An 18,988-nucleotide genomic window follows, 5' to 3' on the forward strand; every position below is an offset into this window, starting at 1 on the left:
CACGAGATGCCATAACAATAATCCCTTGCGTGAGAGTATGTTTCATCAATTCTCTCACGTTCCTGATCAGGCAAAAGTCGACACGCCCAATTAATTGGCGCACTAATCTGACAGGACACTAGGCGAGTAGCGTATCGAGACCTGTTGAGCAGCCGGAGATCTCGATACGGCCCTCGCCTAGCCGCTCGGCCCTACTCGATCAACGGTAAGAGACCGCTCGGGAACTCCCCCGCCGCTGGTCGAGTAGCTGCGAGCCGCTAGGCGAGCAGTGTATCGAGACCTCTTGAACGGCACTAGATCTCGATACCGTTCTCGCCTAGCGGCTCGGCCCTACTCGATCAACGGTAAGGGGCGGGGTGGCGCCGCTCGATCGGCGGGTGGAGGGTGGCTCGCGTTGGTCGATCAACGACTACCCACCCCCTTAGGCGCGCCTGCGGACATGAAACCGAACAGGTAGCCGGCGACCCGGCGCATCTGGATCTCGTCGGCACCTTCGGTGATCCGGTACCGACGGTGGTGGCGGTAGATGTGTTCGAACGGTTCGTGCCGTGAGTAGCCGCGCCCGCCGAACACCTGCATGGTCTGATCGGCGGCATCACAACACAGTCGGTTGGCCTGGTAGTTGCACATCGACACTTCCTGCGAGGCCGAGAAGGGCCCGTAGGTGTCCATCTTCCACGCGGTCTCGCGGATCAGGGCCCGCAGCATCGCGGCCCGGGTGTGGAGCTCGACCAAGGGGAACTGAATGGCCTGGTTGGTCGACAACTTCTTGCCGAACGGCGCGCGCTCGTTCGCGTGCGCGACTGCGCGGTTGATGCAGTACTGCGCGGCACCGAGACTCGACGCGGCCTGACGGATCCGGTTCTCGTTGAAGAAGTGCTGGACGATCTGCAGACCTCTGCCCTCCTCGCCCATGATGGCGGAGTGCGGCACGCGTACGTCGCGCAAGGTGATGTGCGCGTGGTCGGTCGGCATGTTGAACGTCCACAGGTACTCCTCGACCGCGAAGCCCTCGGCCTCGGGATCGACGAGGAACGCGGTGATGCCGCGGCCATCTCCCGCTTCCCCGCTCGTCCGGGCAAAGATGATGTCGCGGTGGGCAACATGAATTCCGGTGTTCCAGGTCTTCTCACCGTTGATCACCCAGGAGTCCCCATCCCGAACAGCGGTGGTCTCCATATGGGTGGCATCGGAACCGTGCTCGGGTTCGGTGATACCGAAGGCGAAGAACTTCTCTCCCGCCGCGAGTGCCTCGACCCATTCCGCTTTCTGTTGCTCCGAGCCGTACTCGAGCATGAGGAGCAGGCCGATGTTGTTGCCGACGATCGCGTGCTCGTTCTGCAGGTCGCAGTGCAGGCCCAGACCCTTGGATGCCAGGTGCTCGCGGATCACGGCCATCGACAGGTTGGACCCGTCACGGCCGCCGAACTCGGCCGGGAACGGGTACCGGAAGTGTCCCGCCGCGTCTGCACGCTTGCGTGCCTCGTGGAGGAGGGCCTCCCACTCGGCGCTGGGCAGCCCGCCTCGATCCCAGTCGGTGCGGGCGTCCTCCCGTCGATGATCGAAGAACCGGATGTTGTCGTCGGCCTGCTCCAGCGGCACGATCTCTGCTTCGATGAACGCATCGAGCTCGGCAAGGTAGTCCGTGAGTGATTCTGGCAGTGCGAAATCCACGTCGGTGTGCCTTTCTTCTCAGCTGTCGGGTCGCGACATGTGCCGCGGGTTGGCGACCGTGAGGCGGTCGATGACCTCGGCGGCCACTACGGAACGCACGTTCTCGTCGGTGGCCGAGAGCGAGCCGCGGCGCAACGCATCGGCCAGTTCGGCGCTGCTGCCGACACCGAGCGCAGACAGTCGACGACGACTGGCCTCCGCCTGACGCTCTCCCACCAGCAGCTGCCGGCGCACCGTCGCCAGGACGTTACCCGCGACCCGGGTGCGAAACTTGACCTGCGACGACACCCCGCTGTCGGGGGCCACCTCGTCGTGGAGGAATCCGGAGACGGAGTCGAGCAGGTCGAGCATCGTGGGCGCAGTGTGCGGGTCCTCGGGACGCGCAACCACCCCCGCATCCTCGAGCGGATCGGACACCGATTGCGGTGTCGTGATCCCCAGCGCCAATAGTGCGTCGAACTCCTGTTCGGCGCTGCGCCGTCCGATCGCCGCGAGTTCCATCGACGGTTCGGTGCCGTCGAGATACCGGTTGGCCTGGGCCCCGCAGATCAGACCCCAGCGCACGGTCGCATAGAGCTCCCACCATTTCAGGGTGGCCTCGTCGGGACGTCGACCGGAGACCTGGGCGTATGCATCGAGCAGGTCTGCGCGCGAGCCCATTCCTGCGACCGGCGCTCCTGCGCCGAAACGCCACGCCTTGGCGCACAGCCACCCGAGGTCTTCCATCGGGTCGCCCAGATGGGCGAGCTCCCAGTCGAGAACGGCCGAGATGCGATCCGGTGTGATCAACAGGTTGCCGAGCCGGAAGTCTCCGTGCACCACCGTCTCCGGTGACGGCTCCGGGCGGTTCCGCTCGAGCCAATCGATCGCCAGGACGATGCCGGCCGGTGCTTCCTCGTACTCACGGGGAAACAGAGTTCGCAGTGCGGCCACGGGATCACCGATCGACGTCAGGCCCGTCGTCGCCGTGTCCATGGCATGGATACGCGCCAGGATCCCACCCGCCTGGCGGGCGAAGTCCTCGCGAATCGGTCCGTAGGCATCGTCGCGGAGGATGCGTCGCGCGATCGACTCGCCGTCGACGAACCGCATCAGGGCATAGGGAAAGCCCAGGACGTTGTCGCCGTCGGCGGAGTCCCCCAGGTCGAGCACCTCGGGCACCGGGACCCCGGCGTCCATCGCGGCTCGGAGAACGTCGACTTCCGCCGTCAGACCTCCCGATCCGGGTTCCGCGGCCGGGACGGCGCGGACGATGACCGCCTCGTCGCCGCTGCCATCACCCACTGTCAGCGCGTACGTCGTACGACTTGCCCCTGCCGGCAGCACCCGCGATTGGCGGACGGCCACCTCTCGACCCCAGATCGCGCCCAGTCGGCCCGCGATGCGCGTTCCCACCTCGGCGGGATCGGTTGACTTCATCGTGCTCACCTCGGTCACGGTCCCCCTCTGTACGGCGAATAAGACCCGACGCTGCGACGCTACCCGAACCGACCGACCGCTCCCTCGGTTCGGCGGAAATGCCCAGTCCCGCACGGCACTCTGCCCGGCTCGAACCAGTGACTCAGAGCTACTCGACGCCTCAGGGCCGCTCAGCCCTCAGGCGCGCACGGCGACGCCCTGCAATCCCTGCGGGCGGGTCCGGCGTCAGGTCACCGGCTTCAGTGTGCGACGCGGTGGCGCAGGTCGATCGGTAGTCCGTCCGCCGGGGTCGGGCCGGTCCCGTAGGTGAGGTCGAGGCGGTAGTCGCTGGGTACCGACCACTCGAAGCGCTGCAGCATCTGGTGCATGATCGCTTTCACCTCCATGCCGCCGAAGTACAGCCCGATGCATTTGTGCGCGCCGCCGCCGAACGGTGCCCAGGCGAAACGATGCACCTTGTCCTCACGCCGCTCCGGCGCGAAGCGCTCGGGGTCCCAGCGCGTGGGGTTCGGCCACCACTCTTCGCGCAGCATCGACGCCCACGCATGGATCCCGACGAGCGTGTCCGTCGGGACGAAGTGGCCCAGGATGTCGGTGTCGGCAACGGTTTTCCGGAAGAGCATGCCGACCGGTGCGTTGATGCGCAGTGTCTCCTTGAACGCGAGGTCGAGGCTCGGCAGTTTGTCGAGGTCGTCATAGTCGATGGTGGACTTGCCCAGCGCCAGGGACTCGCTTCGCAGACGTTCCTGCCACTCCGGGTACCGCCCGAGGAAGTAGGTCAGCATCGACAACGCGATGGTGCTGGTGTCGTGGGCGGCCATCATCACGAAGATCATGTGGTTGACCACGTCCTCGTCGGTGAAGGTGTTGCCGTCCTCGTCGGCGCTGTGGCACAGCACGCTGAACAGGTCGTCGCCGTCGCCTGCCCTGCGCGCGGCGATCTCGGAACGGAAGTATTGCTGCAGCGCCTCACGACCGCGCAGTCCACGCGCCCACGTCCAATCGCGCACGTCGGCACGGACCATGGCCTGCCCGCCGCGCACGGCCGCCTCGAAGGACTCCTCGAGACGATGGGCTTCGGTCTCGCTCAACGAGGCACCGACGAACACCTCGGTGGCCAGCGACAGGGTCAGGTCCTTGGTGCGGGAGTACATCCGGAATCCGCTGCCGACCTCCCAGTCGGCAAGGGTCTTCTCGATGTGCGGCGTCATCATGTCGAGGTAGCCGTTGAGCCGGGGCCGGGCGAACGCCTGCTGCAGAATTCGGCGATGGTGCATGTGTTCTTCGAAATCCATCAGCATGATCCCCCGTCGGAAGAACGGGCCGATCATCGGTTCCCAACCCTGCTCACTGGAGAACGCCTTCTCGCGATTCATCCATGCGCATTCGATCGCGTCGGGGCCGACGAGCGTGACGATGTTCATGTTCAACGAACCGGACCAGGACACGGGACCGTACTTCTCGAAGCGCGCCATCGCGCTGGCGAGCGGGTCCTTGAGCGCTTCCAGGGAGTTGCCGAGAAACGGCAGCCCGGGGTCGCCCATCACGGGTTTCAGGTCCGAACCGGCGGGCGGCTCGGCCAACGGTCGCGGTGTGCTCGGATAGGCCTTGCTGAGCGAACCCAGCGCCGATTGCATCGTCTTCTTCGCGTCCATGAGCGCTCCAACCCGAGACCGCGTCCCCTGGGTGCGATCGGGCTGTCCGCACCAAAGGAACGAAACGTGTTTGTTGTTCCAACCGTGAGTGTACGTCGGCGTACCACCGCCGTCACCGGTTTTCCCGAACCAATGTCACGCGCCGACGTATTCGGCCAGGTGCGATCCGGTGAGAGTCGACGGGTCGGCGATGAGGTCGGCCGGTGAGCCCTCGAAGACAACCCGTCCGCCGTCATGGCCGGCGCCCGGCCCGAGATCGATGATCCAGTCGGCATGGGCCATCACTGCCTGGTGGTGCTCGATCACGATGACGGACTTGCCGCCGTCGACGAGCCGGTCGAGCAGCTCGAGGAGTTGCTCGACGTCGGCGAGATGCAGACCCGTGGTCGGCTCGTCGAGAATGTAGACATCGCCCTTGTCGCCCATCTGCGCGGCCAGTTTGAGGCGTTGACGCTCGCCACCGGACAGAGTCGTGAGCGGCTGTCCGATCGTCAGGTAACCCAGACCCACGTCGCGCAGTCGAACCAGGATCTTGTGTGCCGCAGGGATCTTCGCGTCCCCACTACCGAAGAACTCCTCCGCCTTGGCAACCGACATCGTGAGGACCTCGCTGATGTCCTTACCGCCGAATGTGTAGTCGAGGACCTCGGCCGAGAATCGTTTGCCGTCGCACACCTCGCAGGGCGTGGCGACCCCCGCCATCATCGCGAGATCCGAATAGATGACGCCCGCGCCGTTGCAGTTGGGACAGGCACCCTCGGAATTGGCGCTGAACAGACCGGGCTTGACCCCGTTGGCCTTGGCGAACGCCTTGCGGATCGGGTCGAGCAAACCGGTGTAGGTGGCCGGGTTGCTGCGCCGCGAACCGCGGATCGCAGCCTGATCTATCGACACCACGCCGTCTCGCTTCGCGAGGGAGCCGTCGATCAGCGAACTCTTTCCGGACCCGGCCACACCGGTCACCACGACCAGCACGCCGAGTGGGATGTCGACGTTCACGTCGCGCAGATTGTGCGTGGAAGCGCCGCGGATCTCGAGCGCGCCGTTGGCGCTGCGTACCGACTCTTTGACCGTGGCCCGGTCGTCGAGGTGCCGTCCGGTGCGGGTGTCGGCGCCCCGCAGTTCGTCGACGGTCCCCTCGAACACGATCTCCCCACCGTCGCTGCCGGCGCCCGGACCGAGATCGACGACGTGGTCGGCTATCGCGATCGCCTCCGGCTTGTGCTCGACGACCAGCACCGTGTTGCCCTTGTCCCGCAACTGCAGCAACAGGTTGTTCATCCTGGCAATGTCGTGCGGGTGGAGGCCGATCGTCGGTTCGTCGAAGACGTAGGTGACGTCGGTCAGGGAGGAGCCGAGATGCCGGATCAGCTTGGTGCGCTGGGCCTCTCCGCCGGAGAGGGTGCCGGCGGGCCGGTCCAGCGACAGGTACCCGAGGCCGATCTCCACGAACGAGTCGAGGGTCTCGCCGAGCGTGGTCAACAACGGACCGACCGACGGCTCGTCGAGGGTGTGCACCCATTCGGCCAGGTCGCTGATCTGCATGGCGCAGACGTCGGCGATGCTCTTGCCGTCGATCTTCGACGATCGGGCTTCCTCCGTCAGACGGGTGCCGTCGCAGTCCGGGCAGGTCTGGAAGGTGATCGCACGGTCGACGAACGCCCGGATGTGCGGCTGCATCGCCTCACGATCCTTGGACAGGAACGACTTCTGGATCTGCGGGATGAGGCCGAGGTAGGTCAGATTGATGCCGTCGACCTTGATCTTGGTCGACTCCTTGTAGAGCAGGTCGTTGAGTTCGCGCTTGGTGTACTTGCGGATGGGTTTGTCCGGGTCGAACCAGCCGCACCCGCGGTAGATGCGCCCGTACCAGCCCTCCATGGTGTACCCGGGGATGGTGAGTGCGCCTTCGTTGAGCGACTTGGAGTCGTCGTAGAGGGCGCTCAGGTCGAAATCCGAGACCGCGCCCCGACCTTCGCACCGCGGACACATCCCGCCGGTGATCGAGAAGCTGCGCCGTTCCTTGACGGTGCGGCCGGACTTCTCGATCGTGACCGCACCGGCGCCGCTGATCGACGCGACGTTGAACGAGAACGCCTGGGGCGATCCGATATGCGGTGTGCCGAGGCGGCTGAACAGGATTCGCAGCATGGCGTTCGCGTCGGTCGCGGTGCCGACCGTGGACCGCGGATTGGCGCCCATGCGCTCCTGGTCGACGATGATGGCGGTTGTCAGTCCCTCCAACACGTCGACGTCGGGGCGGCCGAGGTTGGGCATGAACCCCTGGACGAACGCGCTGTAGGTCTCGTTGATCATCCGCTGTGACTCAGCGGCGATCGTGCTGAACACCAGTGAACTCTTCCCGGAGCCGGACACCCCGGTGAACACCGTCAACCTGCGCTTGGGTATCTCCAGGCTGACGTCCTTGAGGTTGTTCTCCCGTGCTCCGGTGACGCGGATCCGGTCATGGTTGTCGGCTGCATGGATCTCAGGCGATGTGCTCTTGCTCCGGGTCTTCGTCCTCGCGGCGGCGCTCACGGTGTCTCCATCTGTTCGGCTCGGCCTGTACCTCGCGGTGTGTGGCCGACTCAACTGGTCGAAGGGGCTCTGCGGTGGTCGGTGGTGGCGGATCCATCGTCGTGGTGTGGGTGACGATGTGCCCTTGCCGGTAGGTGCACATGTCCGTCGACTCCCGGTGTCACGGCACCTGGTCGATGCGGATGAGATTGCCCGACGGGTCGCGGAAGGCGCAGTCGCGGACACCGTAGGGCTGGTCGGTGGGTTCCTGCAGCACTTCGGCTCCACTGGCCTCGAGTTTCTCGAACAAAGCGTCGAGGTCGTCGGTGGCCAGCGTGACGGCGGCGAAGCTGCCCTTGGCGATCAACTCCAGGATCACCCGGCGCTCGTCGTCGGTGATCCCGGGGTCCGCGGCCGGCGGGTGCAGGACGATCGAGGTCTGCGGCTGATTCGGCGGGCCGACCGTCAACCAGCGCATCCCTTCGTAGCCGACGTCTTTGCGGACCTCGAAACCGAGTGTGTCCCGGTAGAATTCCAGGGCGGCGTCGGCATCGGTGTGCGGGAGGAAGGTGTACTGAATGTTGATGTCCATGCGCATCACGCTAGACGCGGAGTGCGACTGGACGCTTCTCGATTCCTGATCGGTCTGGTGACCTGTTTGGCCAGGCACGCCGGGATGCCGTCGGTGATGTCGCCGTCGTAGTCGCGGTAGGCGCTGGGCGGCATGCCGACCAGTTCGGTGAAGCGGGTGCTGAAGGTACCCAGTGACGAGCAGCCGACGGCAAAGCAGATCTCGGTCACCGAGAGGTCGCCGCGACGGAGCAGCGCCTTCGCCCGCTCGATCCGGCGAGTCATCAGATAGGAGTACGGCGACTCCCCATACACCCGGCGGAACTCTCTGCTCAGGTGACCGGCCGACATGTGCGCGCCGCGGGCCAGTGCCTCGACGTTCAACGGCGCGGCGTACTCCCGGTCGATCCGGTCGCGGACGCGCCGGAGTCGTGCGATGTCACGCAGACGGTCGGCTTCGGACGTGGCGGCCACGGTGAAATCCTGCCATGGCGGCCCCGTATTGCCCACCGTCTCCGGTGCGGACACAACATCGTCGTGCCACCGCACGGTTGACGGACGTGATGATCACCAACCGACGTGGCTGCGGGCGGACGCCGAGTGGATGGTCACGGTGTCCATCCTTCGCGGGCGAGGACTCCCACATCGTCGACAACGCGGACCGCCCCCGCCTCGCGGAGCTCTGCCTCGGAGAACCCGCCGCTGCGGACCGCGACGCACCGGGCGCCCAATCGTGCCGCCGATTCGACGTCCCACACGGTGTCGCCGACGACCACCGCCGAACCGCCGCCCGCCTTGTCCAGTGCGACGGCCAGGATGTCGGGCTCGGGTTTCGATTTGTCCGCATCCTCGGACGAGGTGACGGCGACGAACTGATCTCGGGTCATCCCGAGGATGTCCAGAGCCGCGTCGGTGAACTCCGCCGCGCCCGACGAGGCCAACGCCACACGAAGACCTGCGCGCTGCAATGACCCGATGAACTCGCGGGTCCCGGAGAACGCCGTGACCTCGGGCAACAGCTTCCGGTACCGGTCGGCCCACGCCGTGCGCAGATCGTCGCCGAGCCGCTGTTCGACCTCGGCGCCACAGACCTCACCGACGAGGAGATCGCCGCCCATACCGACGGTCCGGTGCACCCGCCACCAGTCGGGCGTCAGATCGTGCTCGGCGAACGCCCGGATCCAGGCGAGGGCATGGAAGTAGGTCGAATCGATGAGCGTGCCGTCGACATCGAGCAGGACGGTGTCGACTGGTTGATCGGTGACGGGTGAGCCGCTGGACCCCGAATCGTTCACGTGGACCTCCATGGGTTTGGTTCTCGACCGAAAGTGCTACCCCGTGGGCGTCGCGGACAATCCCCCAGTGGCTCAGCGAAGGAGTTTCGATGCCCACACGCTTCGGCTACACCCTGATGACCGAACAGGCCGGCCCGAAGGATCTCGTCCGGTTCGCGGTCGGAGCCGAGGAGGTCGGCTTCGACTTCGAAGTCTCCAGCGATCACTATTTCCCCTGGTTGTCGGCACAAGGACATGCCCCTTATGCCTGGAGTGTCCTCGGCGCCGTCGCCCACGCCACGGATCGCGTCGAGCTGATGACGTACGTGACGTGCCCTACCATCCGCTACCACCCGGTCATCGTCGCGCAGAAGGCCGCGACCCTGCAGCTACTGGCCGATGACCGGTTCACGCTGGGCCTCGGTTCCGGTGAGAACCTCAACGAGCACGTCGTCGGAGAAGGCTGGCCGGCCGTCGCCGATCGGCATGCGATGCTCGCCGAGGCGATCGAGATCATCCGCGCGCTGCACCGGGGCGATCTGGTCGACTTCCGCGGTGAGTATTACCAGGTGGACGCCGCACGGATCTGGGACCTGCCGGAGTCGGGTGTGCCGATCGGTGTGGCCGTCGCGGGCGGACGGGGGATCGAGGAGTTCGGCCCGTTGGCCGATCACATGATCGCCGTCGAGCCGACCCGGGATCTCGTCGAGACCTGGAACGACACCGACGGGACCGGAACCATCGGCGTCGACAGCCGCGCGATCGGGCAGATCCCGATCAGCTGGGACCCCGACCGCGAGACCGCGGTGGCTCGGGCGCACGACCAGTTCCGCTGGTTCAGCGGCGGGTGGGACGTCAATGCCGACCTCCGCACGACCGCCGGCTTCGCGGCGGCGACCCAGTACGTCACCCCCGACGACGTCGCCGCGTCCATCCCGTGCGGCCCCGACCTCGATGCCATCGTCGACGCCGTCAAGCCGTACTGGGAATCGGGTTTCACCGACATAGCGCTCGTGCAGATCGGAGGTGAGGCACAGGACGAGTTCCTGAGCGCAGTGGCAAAACCGTTGCTGGACAAGCTTCGTTCGGCGTCGTCCGGAGGGTGACTCACGACACTGAGACGGAACTCTTTGTGAAACAGACGAGTTCATCGCAGCCGAGGCGAGCGGCGCTAGCATCGACGGACTTTCGACTGCGATGCGACCGAGCGGCGTATCATCACGACGAGGGACCTGAAACAGTTCGGGTTCCGCACAGCCCATTGACGGATAGACCTTTTCGGAGGCGGAATGTCCGACGTAAACGAGAACACCAACTACACGACTCGGGACTCCGGCGCTCCTGCCGGCAGCGACGAGCATTCGTTGACGGTCGGGGCCGGCGGCCCCATCGTCCTGCACGACCACTACCTGATCGAGCAAATGGCGCAGTTCAACCGGGAACGCATCCCGGAGCGTCAGCCGCACGCCAAGGGCAGCGGCGCGTTCGGGACCTTCGAGACCACCGAGGACGTGTCGGCCTACACGAGCGCGGCGTTGTTCCAACCCGGGGTGAAGACCGAGATGGTGGCCCGGTTCTCGACGGTCGCCGGCGAGCGTGGCAGCCCGGACACCTGGCGGGATCCGCGCGGTTTCGCATTGAAGTTCTACACATCGGAGGGGATCTACGACATGGTCGGCAACAACACGCCGATCTTCTTCGTCAAGGATCCGATGAAGTTCCAGCACTTCATCCGCTCGCAGAAGCGCCGCGCCGACAACAACCTGCGCGATCACGACATGCAGTGGGACTTCTGGACCCTGTCGCCCGAGTCGGCCCACCAGGTCACCTGGCTCATGGGAGACCGCGGCATCCCGAAGACCTGGCGCCACATGAACGGCTACTCGTCACACACCTACCTGTGGGTGAACGCGGAGGGTGTCAAGCACTGGGTGAAGTACCACTTCATCACTGACCAGGGCGTCGAGTTCTTCACGCAACACGAAGGCGACCAGATGGCCGCCGCGGACACCGACTTCCACACGCGGGATCTGTTCGAGTCGATCGCGTCGGGCGACAACCCGAGCTGGACCCTCAAGATACAGCTGATGCCGTACGAGGACGCGACGAGCTACCGGTTCAATCCGTTCGACCTCACCAAGGTGTGGCCGCATGGCGACTACCCGCTGCACGAGGTGGGCAAGATGACCTTGCACACCAACCCGACCGACAACCACGCCCAGATCGAACAGGTCGCGTTCGAGCCGAACAACGTGGTGCCGGGCATCGGGTTCAGCCCCGACCGGATGTTGCTCGGACGGGTGTTCTCCTACGCGGACGCGCACCGGGCCCGCCTCGGCGGCAACTACAAGGAGATCCCGGTCAACCGGCCGCGCAACGAGGTGCACAGCTACACCAAGGACGGGCACATGCGGATCACACCGGTCAGCGATCCCGTCTATGCACCGAACTCGAAGGGCGGACCGGCCGCCACGTACCAGGGGCAGGGCGAGCCGCAGTGGGCCGCCGACGGCGACATCGTGCGCAGCGCGTATGTCGACCACCCCGAGGACGACGACTGGGGTCAGGCCGGGACCATGGTGCGCGAGGTGCTCGACGACGCCGCGCGTGAGCGGCTCGTCGACAACGTGGTCGGGCACCTCCTGAACGGCGTGTCCGAGCCGATCCTGGCCCGCGCGTTCGAGTACTGGAGCCGGATCGATCCGGACATCGGGGCACGGATCAAGTCGGGCGTGACCGAGAAGAAGGATCAGCCGGATCCCAAGGTGGACGAACAGGGCAATCCGGCGCGCAGTTCGATGCAGGCCAAGGTCTGATCGACACCGGGTTCCCGAGGGCGGGGCGGCACGGGGTGCCGTCCCGCCCTCGCCGTGTGTTCAGGGCCCGACCGTCAGGGCGGCCATCACACGATGGGTCTTCGTGGCGCCGTGATCGCTTCCGACCGACAGACCTCGCCGACCCATCGCCGCCTCGAACACCGACTGGGCGGTAGCGGCACGGCGCTCCAGATCGGCACGTGTCTCGCCGTGGCGCGGTATCACCCGGACGGCCAACTCGAGCACGTCCACATCGCCGACGGTCCACCGCTCGACGTGTGCCGGGCAGCCGTCGATGCGCACCTGCGGCCACGTCTCGCTGGACACCGGACCGAGTGTCACCAGGTGGTCGATCGGTACACCGCCCGGCGTGCACATGACGACGAACTGTCGCTGCGCGCTGTCGAGAACGTGCGCGGGGTCGTCGCCGGCGGAAAGAGCGGCTGCCACCGAGCCGCTCGGACGACGACTGATGGCCGACGACGCGACGACCCGACGGCTTCCGCACCAGTCCTGCTCGAGTCGGTAGGAGAACTCGGGCTGCTCGAACGCTGAGCGCCATCGGCCGACGAGGCGCTCGGTGTCGCAGGGCCGCAGCGCGACCGTCACGTCGTCGCGATCGCCGCTGCGCAGCCGGATCGTGAGGTGTCCGGCGAGCAGCGGAAAGCGGTTACCTGCGTCGTGGGTGCGCGCCTCGGCGAACCAGATGTCCCGACGGATGGGTGGCTCGGCCGCGCATCCCAGTGCGTCGAGAGCATCGGTCACCGGGCTGTCGAGGTTGACCTTGATCTCGACGGGAGCGATCACCGGGTTGGCCTTTCTCGCATGTGACAAGTCGGCCACGGTTTCGTCCGAGACCACCTCTCATCGTCGCCGGCGCGGTGTCCGCGGACACGAGTACGGCGCTACCTCACTTCCCGGCCCCGGCTGCGTGGCCCAGCGAGTACATCTGAGTAGTCGACTACTCGTGCCATCTGACCGACGCCCACACATACTCGGAGTCGGCACAACTGATCCGGCGCAATTCGGCGGGTATCCGTCGCACTTCGGAGGTGGTCATGGTCGGGAGGGTGAGACCTGCGGTGATGCCGCAGTTGCGGGCGCGGGCCGGGCCTGACGTCACCGACGACCGCCACCTCGTCGTCCGTGTCCTCGCCCAGGCCGCGGAGGGACTCGACCGTGCCGTCGGATGGTCACGACTGTGGTCGCCGGTGGGCCTTGCCGTTCTGGTCGGACTCCGCAGCCAGCTGCGCGCGCACAATCTGGTCGACACCGGACGTCCTGGTGATCCCCTGCCCGCGGGTCTGGCGTCCGAGTATCGCGTGCGCACCGTCGACGGGACCTACAACGACGTCGCCACACCGCGTGCGGGGTCGGCGGGCAGCCGGTTCGGACGCAACGTACCCACGGAACAGACGCACCCCGAGGGCGTGGACGCGATCTCGCAGCCCAATCCGCGGCTGGTCAGCACACGGCTGCTGTCCCGCCGAGAGTTTGTGCCGGCCACCTCGCTCAACCTGCTCGCCGCCGCGTGGATCCAGTTCGAGGTGCACGACTGGTTCCACCACGCGCCTGCGGTGTCGGACCCGTGGCACATCGACCTGCCCGAGGGCGACAAGGACTGGACACACGGGCCGATGACCTTCGATCGCACCGCGGCGGACCCGAACAACGCGCCGGGCGCACCGCCGGTGTATGCCTCCACCGTCTCGCACTGGTGGGACGGTTCCCAGATATACGGTGAGACACAGGAATACGCCGATGCGATCCGGAGTCGTCAGGGCGGCCGCATCACCCTCGACACCGATGGTCTCCCCCCGGTCGAGACCGAGGACCTGCTCGATCCCGAGGGTCAGGCGTCGAACTTCTGGGTGGGTCTCGCCTTGCTGCACTCCCTGTTCCTGGCGGAGCACAACGCGATCGCCGATCGGCTCGCCGACGCCTACCCCGCGATGACCGATCAGCAGCTCTACGACACCGCACGGATGGTGAACGCCGCCCTGATGGCGAAGATCCACACCATCGACTGGACGCCGGCCATCATCGCCCACCCGACGACCGTCGCAGCGATGCGCGGCAACTGGTTCGGCCTGCTCGGCGAAAAGTTTTCGCGCCGGTTCGGCCGGATCAGCGACAACGACGTCCTGTGTGGCATCCCGGGGTCGCCGACCGACGACAGCGGCGTGCCGTTCGCACTCACCGAGGAGTTCGTCGCGGTCTACCGGATGCATCCGCTGATCCCCGACGAGGTCGCGATCAGGTCCCTCGCCGACGACACCGTCGTCGGCGCGTATCCGATGCACAACCTCCTCGCCGGTGATGTCCGACAGCGTCTGGGTGAACGCTCCCGCACCGACCTCTTGTACTCGTTCGGTCGCGCCCACCCGGGAGCCCTGTCACTGCACAACTATCCGGTCTCGATGCAGAACCTCGCGCGCCCCGACGGAGGGCACCTGGACCTCGCCACCGTAGACATCATGCGCATCCGTGAACGCGGCGTACCGCGCTACAACGACTTCCGCCGAGCCCTGCGTCTGCCCCGAGTCGGTTCGTTTCTCGAACTCGCCGGCGATCCGGACGTGGCACGCGAACTCGAGGACATCTACCACGACATCGACCGGGTGGATCTCATGATCGGGCTGTACGCCGAGCCCAAACCTCGCGGATTCGGTTTCGGCGACACGGCTTTCCGGATCTTCATCCTGATGGCATCGCGTCGGTTGTCGTGCGACCGCTTCTTCACCGTCGACTTCCGGCCCGAGGTCTACACCGAGGTCGGGATGGCCTGGGTCCGTGACAACTCGATGCGTTCGGTGCTACTTCGACACCACCCCGGGCTCACGCCGGCACTGCGCGGCGTGTCCAATCCGTTCGCACCGTGGAACGTTCCGCGACCACCGGAGGACTGATCCATGACCGACGTCGTCACCGTAGCCGGTACATATGAACGCTTTCGCGAGGGCATCGAGACACCCCGCGACGACGAGGACGCCGACATCGAGAAGATCGTGCGCGTGCTGCGGTCCAACAACGAGCGCGCGTACCGCAAGAACAAGCGCGGCCTCCGCGACGCCCATGCCAAAGGCCACGGCATCCTGCGCGGTGAACTCGAGGTGCTCGACGACCTCGATGACGAACTCGCACAAGGGATGTTCGCCACCCCGCGGGTGTACCCGATCGTCGCTCGGCTGTCGAGCACGTCCGGCGCGATCCGCAGCGATCAGCTGCGTGGTGTGCGCGGACTCGGGGTCAAGGTGATCGGGGTGGACGGCGAACGCGCCCTGCCCGACGACACCGCCAACACGCAGGACTTCATCATGGTGACCCATCGCGAGTTCCTGTTCGCCGATGCCCATGAGTACAGCCGCCGTGGGATGGCCGTGGCCTGGACGCTCGCGCGGTTGTCCGACACGGTGCTCAAGCGGGGCAGCGAAGTACTCGATGCGCTGAACCGACGGGTACTCGATCCGCTCGGTGTCGGACTGCCGCACACACTGTCGGTGTTCATCGCCCCCAACACCCACATCCTCGGAGACACCTTCCACTCCTCGGCGCCCCTGCGGCACGGCGACTACATGGTCAAGATGCGGCTCGTCCCGCGGTCGCCGGAGGTACGTGCACTCGTCGGTGCTCCGATGCCCGACAACGGCGGCGTCAACGCCTTGGCCGAGTCCGTGATCGACTTCTTCGCTCTGCACGACGCCGAGTACGAGTTGCAGGTGCAATTGTGTACCGATCTCGAGTCCATGCCGATCGAGGACGCGACCAAGGAATGGGATCACCGGCGCTCGCCCTACCGCCCGGTCGCGGTCATCCGCTATCCCCGGCAGAACCCGTACACCCCGGAACGGCGAGCCTTCGGCGACGACGTGCTCTCCTTCAACTCCTGGCGGGGTCTCGACGCCCACCGGCCGCTCGGATCGATCAACCGCCTCAAGAAGCGCGTGTACGAGGCGTCGAGCCAGTATCGGCACCAGGTCAATCACGCGCCGATGCTCGAACCGTCCGACGAGTCACAGCTTCCGACCTGACCGATATCCGACGATCCGGTGACGTGGTGACGAACACATGGCGATGACGACGATCACGGACTCCGCGCACCGTCACGACAATGCGCCCAGCAGGCAGAATGCGCCCGCAGGCGCCACGCGTTCGAACGGCCGTGCACCGCGCCGCCCCCTATACTCAGAACGCATGGACGGCAGTTGGCAGCTGCTCGGTCGACCCTCCGAACACCAGGCGATCGCATCCGCACTGACCGACGAGGGCAGCGGCGTCGTGCTCGTCGGGCCCGCGGGTGTCGGTAAGACGACGTCGGCGCGTTCGGTGACCGAATCGCTGGCGTGCCCGGTGCATTGGGCGGCATGCACGGAATCCTCCCGCGCGATCCCACTGGGGGCGTTCGCACCGTGGGTCCACCTGTCGCCGAACGTGTCCCGAGACCCCATCGCCGCCCTCGTGTCGGCGCGCGAATCATTGATCGCCGAGCCCGACACCGTGATCGGAGTCGATGACGCGCACCTCCTGGATCAGTTGTCGGCCACGCTGCTCCACCAGATCGCGATCGAGCATTCCGCGCGCATCGTCGCCACGGCCCGCAGCGGCGAGGCCGTCCCGGACGCGGTCACGACTCTGTGGAAGGACGGGTACCTCCAACGCATCGAGCTGGAACCGTTGACCAAGGGGCAGTGCACCGAACTGGTGGAGTTGGTCCTCGGCGGCACATTGGAAGGGCTCAGTGCCGATGTCATCTGGGAATCGTCGGGCGGCAATCCACTGTTCCTGCGCAACATGGTCGAAGGGGCCGTCGCGGCCCGGACACTGACGGAGATCAACGGCGTCTGGCAGTTGCGCGGGCCCACCGCGGTGCCCTCCGGGCTGGTGGCGCTCATCGACGATCGCCTCGACCGAGCCGGCGCGGACGTCCTCGAGGCGCTGAAGCTGCTCGCCCTCTATGAACCGCTCGATCTCGACACCCTCGTCACTCTCGCGGGCGAGGCGGCAGTGGACGCCGCCGAGGTCCGGGGACTCGTCCGCGTGACCCGCGACGGCGCGGTGGTGAACACCCGTTTCAGCCACCCGGTCTACGGCGACGTCATCCGACAGCGGATCGGTACGGTCGCCGGCCGCAAACTGCGCTCACGGATCGTGGGGGTGCTGGCCGAGCGACCCATCACGTCGGCGGCCGACCGGATCCGGCTCGCGCGGCTCTGCGTCGACGGTGATCAGGACATCGACGTCAAGCTCCTGATCTCGGCCGCGAAGGACGCTGTCGCACTCACGAATCTTCCTCTCGGGGAACGGCTCGCACGCGCCGCGCATGACCGCGGTGGCGGACTCGCCGCGGCCGAGTTGTTGTCGAGAGCGTTGTTGTGGCAGGGACGTATCGCCGAATCCGACGAGGTTCTGGCGGTCTACGATCCGGATGACCTCGATGAACTCCAGCTCGTGCAGTGGGGTGTCCCCCGGATGAGCAGACTGTTCTGGTCCCTCGGGGACGTCGGCCAGAGCACCGCACTTCTGCGGCTGATGTGTGATCGGGTCGAGTACCCGACATTGCGGTTGGTCGTAGACGCTGCCGGGGCTGCCATGGCGGTCCACGAGAACCGGATCGACGAAGGGATCGAGGCCGCCCAGAGGGTGCTCGATGATCCGGAATCACCCTCGCAGGCAATCGAGTTCGCAGCATTCGGCGCGGGATTGGCCATGCCCGTCGCGGGTCGCGGGTACGACTTCGAACCGATCGCCGCGCGCTGCCGTCCCGAGCAGAAGGCCACCGACGGGATGCTCAAGGTGATGGTGCGCTACGGCGACGTCCTGGCGCTGACGATGGTCGGCGACCTCGACCAGGCCGAGAGGCGGGCCGCCGAGTACGCCGAGTTCTCGTCGTCCGGGCAATTCGTCGGATGGGCGATCGCGAAGATCATGGCGGGTGTGGTCGCCACCTATCGCGGCGCGTTCCGCGAGGCGGTCGACGCCATCGAACAGGCACTCGCGGCCCTCAACGCCGAGACCTCGTTGCCCTGGCAACTGCCGGCCAGGCTCATCCTGGTTCGGGCATATGCAGCACTCGGCGAGATCGACCGGGCGCAGCAGGTCGTCGACGACGCCGACGAACACTCCGGTCCCCATCTGCGGCTACACGAACCGCAACGGTTGATCGCGCGGGCATGGCTCGCCGCAGCTTCCGGCGGGGGACGTACCGCGATCGAACTGTGTTGTGAAGCAGCCGATCTCGCCAAGCAATCCGGACAGTACGCGTTGTCCGCGGAAGCGTTGCACCACGCCGCGAGGTTCGGTGAACGCCACGTCGCAGGACGCCTTGACGAACTGCGCCCGCGCATCCAGGGCCCGATCGCCGCCCTCTACGCCGCTCATGCGACGGCGGTCGCAAAGTCCGATCCGGCGGGACTTGTCGATGTCAGCGGTCGGTTCGAGGAGGTCGGGTTGATGTTGTCCGCGGCGGACGCCGCGGCTGCGGCCGTTCCGATCTTCGATCGCGGCGGCCGTCGCCGGGAGAGCGCCGAGGCAGGGGCTCGCGCGGCACGGCTCGCGGCGACCTGCGACGGTGCGACGACACCGGCGATCCGCGCCGCTGCGCGGCCGTTGCCGGTGACAGCCCGCGAGCGGGAGATCACCGCCCTGGTGGCGCAGGGACTGAGTAACCGCGAGATCGCCGAACGGCTCACCGTGTCGATCCGGACAGTCGAGGGCCACATCTATCGGGCCTGTATCAAGCTCGATGTGGCCGACCGGGAGGCGCTGGCACGCATCGTCTGGGAGGAAGGCGGGCGCCCGGCGTCGTGAGGTGCGGGGGCGGCCCTTCGTGACGCTCGCAAGCTCGCTCCTCAGGGACCGGGTGGTGGCGCTCGCACGTCTTATCCCGACCCCTGAGGAACCCCGGAGCGCTAGCGGAGGGGTGTCACGAAGGGGCGGCCCTTCGTGACAGTGAGGATGATGGTGGGTAGTCGAGGAGGCTGTCGGGTCTGACCTTCTTCGTGACTGACCGCTCCCGGTGGGTGTGTCCTTCACCAGTGACCTGTCGGCCCGGGAAGCCTGCTCG

Annotated in this window: 13 protein-coding genes; 5 read left to right on the plus strand and 8 right to left on the minus strand. The window is 66.5% G+C overall.

The features are described from left to right. Positions 1 to 402: 402 nt before the first annotated feature. The 7 genes from V1Y59_RS23300 to V1Y59_RS23330 form a co-directional block, all read right to left on the minus strand. Complete coding sequence (locus V1Y59_RS23300; protein WP_330507420.1) at positions 403 to 1,674, minus strand: acyl-CoA dehydrogenase family protein; 1,272 nt, start codon at positions 1,672 to 1,674, stop codon at positions 403 to 405. An 18-nt stretch (positions 1,675 to 1,692) separates the two neighbouring features. Next, positions 1,693 to 3,093: a phosphotransferase family protein gene (locus tag V1Y59_RS23305; protein WP_330507421.1), complete on the minus strand. Its 1,401-nt coding sequence runs from the start codon at positions 3,091 to 3,093 to the stop codon at positions 1,693 to 1,695. Positions 3,094 to 3,332: 239 nt separating this feature from the next. Next, positions 3,333 to 4,748 (minus strand): cytochrome P450, encoded by a 1,416-nt coding sequence (locus V1Y59_RS23310; protein ID WP_431309283.1) that lies wholly within the window; start codon positions 4,746 to 4,748, stop codon positions 3,333 to 3,335. Between the two features lie 135 nt (positions 4,749 to 4,883). Further along, on the minus strand, positions 4,884 to 7,286 hold the full coding sequence (locus V1Y59_RS23315; protein ID WP_330507422.1) for an excinuclease ABC subunit UvrA: 2,403 nt from the start codon (positions 7,284 to 7,286) through the stop codon (positions 4,884 to 4,886). A gap of 160 nt (positions 7,287 to 7,446) precedes the next feature. After that, positions 7,447 to 7,857 carry a VOC family protein gene (locus V1Y59_RS23320; RefSeq protein ID WP_330431934.1) on the minus strand — a complete coding sequence of 137 codons (411 nt, stop codon included), beginning with the start codon at positions 7,855 to 7,857 and terminating at the stop codon, positions 7,447 to 7,449. A gap of 5 nt (positions 7,858 to 7,862) precedes the next feature. Next, positions 7,863 to 8,309: a helix-turn-helix transcriptional regulator gene (locus V1Y59_RS23325; protein WP_330507423.1), complete on the minus strand. Its 447-nt coding sequence runs from the start codon at positions 8,307 to 8,309 to the stop codon at positions 7,863 to 7,865. 134 nt (positions 8,310 to 8,443) lie between these two features. Then, a complete protein-coding gene (locus tag V1Y59_RS23330; RefSeq protein ID WP_431309284.1) occupies positions 8,444 to 9,142 on the minus strand; it encodes an HAD family hydrolase in 699 nt (232 codons plus the stop codon). Between the two features lie 77 nt (positions 9,143 to 9,219). Here V1Y59_RS23330 and V1Y59_RS23335 point away from each other — a divergent pair, with 77 nt between their 5' ends. Both V1Y59_RS23335 and V1Y59_RS23340 read left to right on the plus strand, forming a co-directional pair. Beyond that, positions 9,220 to 10,215, plus strand: a complete 996-nt coding sequence (locus tag V1Y59_RS23335; protein WP_330507425.1) for a TIGR03557 family F420-dependent LLM class oxidoreductase — start codon at positions 9,220 to 9,222, stop codon at positions 10,213 to 10,215. Positions 10,216 to 10,398: 183 nt separating this feature from the next. Further along, a complete protein-coding gene (locus V1Y59_RS23340) occupies positions 10,399 to 11,925 on the plus strand; it encodes a catalase (RefSeq protein ID WP_330507426.1) in 1,527 nt (508 codons plus the stop codon). 60 nt (positions 11,926 to 11,985) lie between these two features. Here V1Y59_RS23340 and V1Y59_RS23345 read toward each other — a convergent pair whose 3' ends face one another. Further along, positions 11,986 to 12,759: a hypothetical protein gene (locus tag V1Y59_RS23345; RefSeq protein ID WP_330507427.1), complete on the minus strand. Its 774-nt coding sequence runs from the start codon at positions 12,757 to 12,759 to the stop codon at positions 11,986 to 11,988. A gap of 224 nt (positions 12,760 to 12,983) precedes the next feature. Between V1Y59_RS23345 and V1Y59_RS23350 the strand changes: the two genes are divergently transcribed. The 3 genes from V1Y59_RS23350 to V1Y59_RS23360 all read left to right on the plus strand — a co-directional run bounded on the left by V1Y59_RS23350 (position 12,984) and on the right by V1Y59_RS23360 (position 18,732). Continuing rightward, positions 12,984 to 14,834, plus strand: coding sequence for a peroxidase family protein (locus V1Y59_RS23350; RefSeq protein ID WP_330507428.1), 1,851 nt, complete (start codon positions 12,984 to 12,986; stop codon positions 14,832 to 14,834). Between the two features lie 3 nt (positions 14,835 to 14,837). Next, positions 14,838 to 15,956 carry a catalase family protein gene (locus V1Y59_RS23355; RefSeq protein WP_330507429.1) on the plus strand — a complete coding sequence of 373 codons (1,119 nt, stop codon included), beginning with the start codon at positions 14,838 to 14,840 and terminating at the stop codon, positions 15,954 to 15,956. A 163-nt stretch (positions 15,957 to 16,119) separates the two neighbouring features. Beyond that, positions 16,120 to 18,732 carry a LuxR C-terminal-related transcriptional regulator gene (locus V1Y59_RS23360; protein WP_330507430.1) on the plus strand — a complete coding sequence of 871 codons (2,613 nt, stop codon included), beginning with the start codon at positions 16,120 to 16,122 and terminating at the stop codon, positions 18,730 to 18,732. Positions 18,733 to 18,988 lie beyond the last annotated feature (256 nt).

The sequence above is a fragment of the Gordonia prachuapensis genome (genome assembly GCF_036350515.1).
In the GTDB taxonomy this organism is placed as follows: Bacteria; Actinomycetota; Actinomycetes; order Mycobacteriales; family Mycobacteriaceae; genus Gordonia; species Gordonia prachuapensis.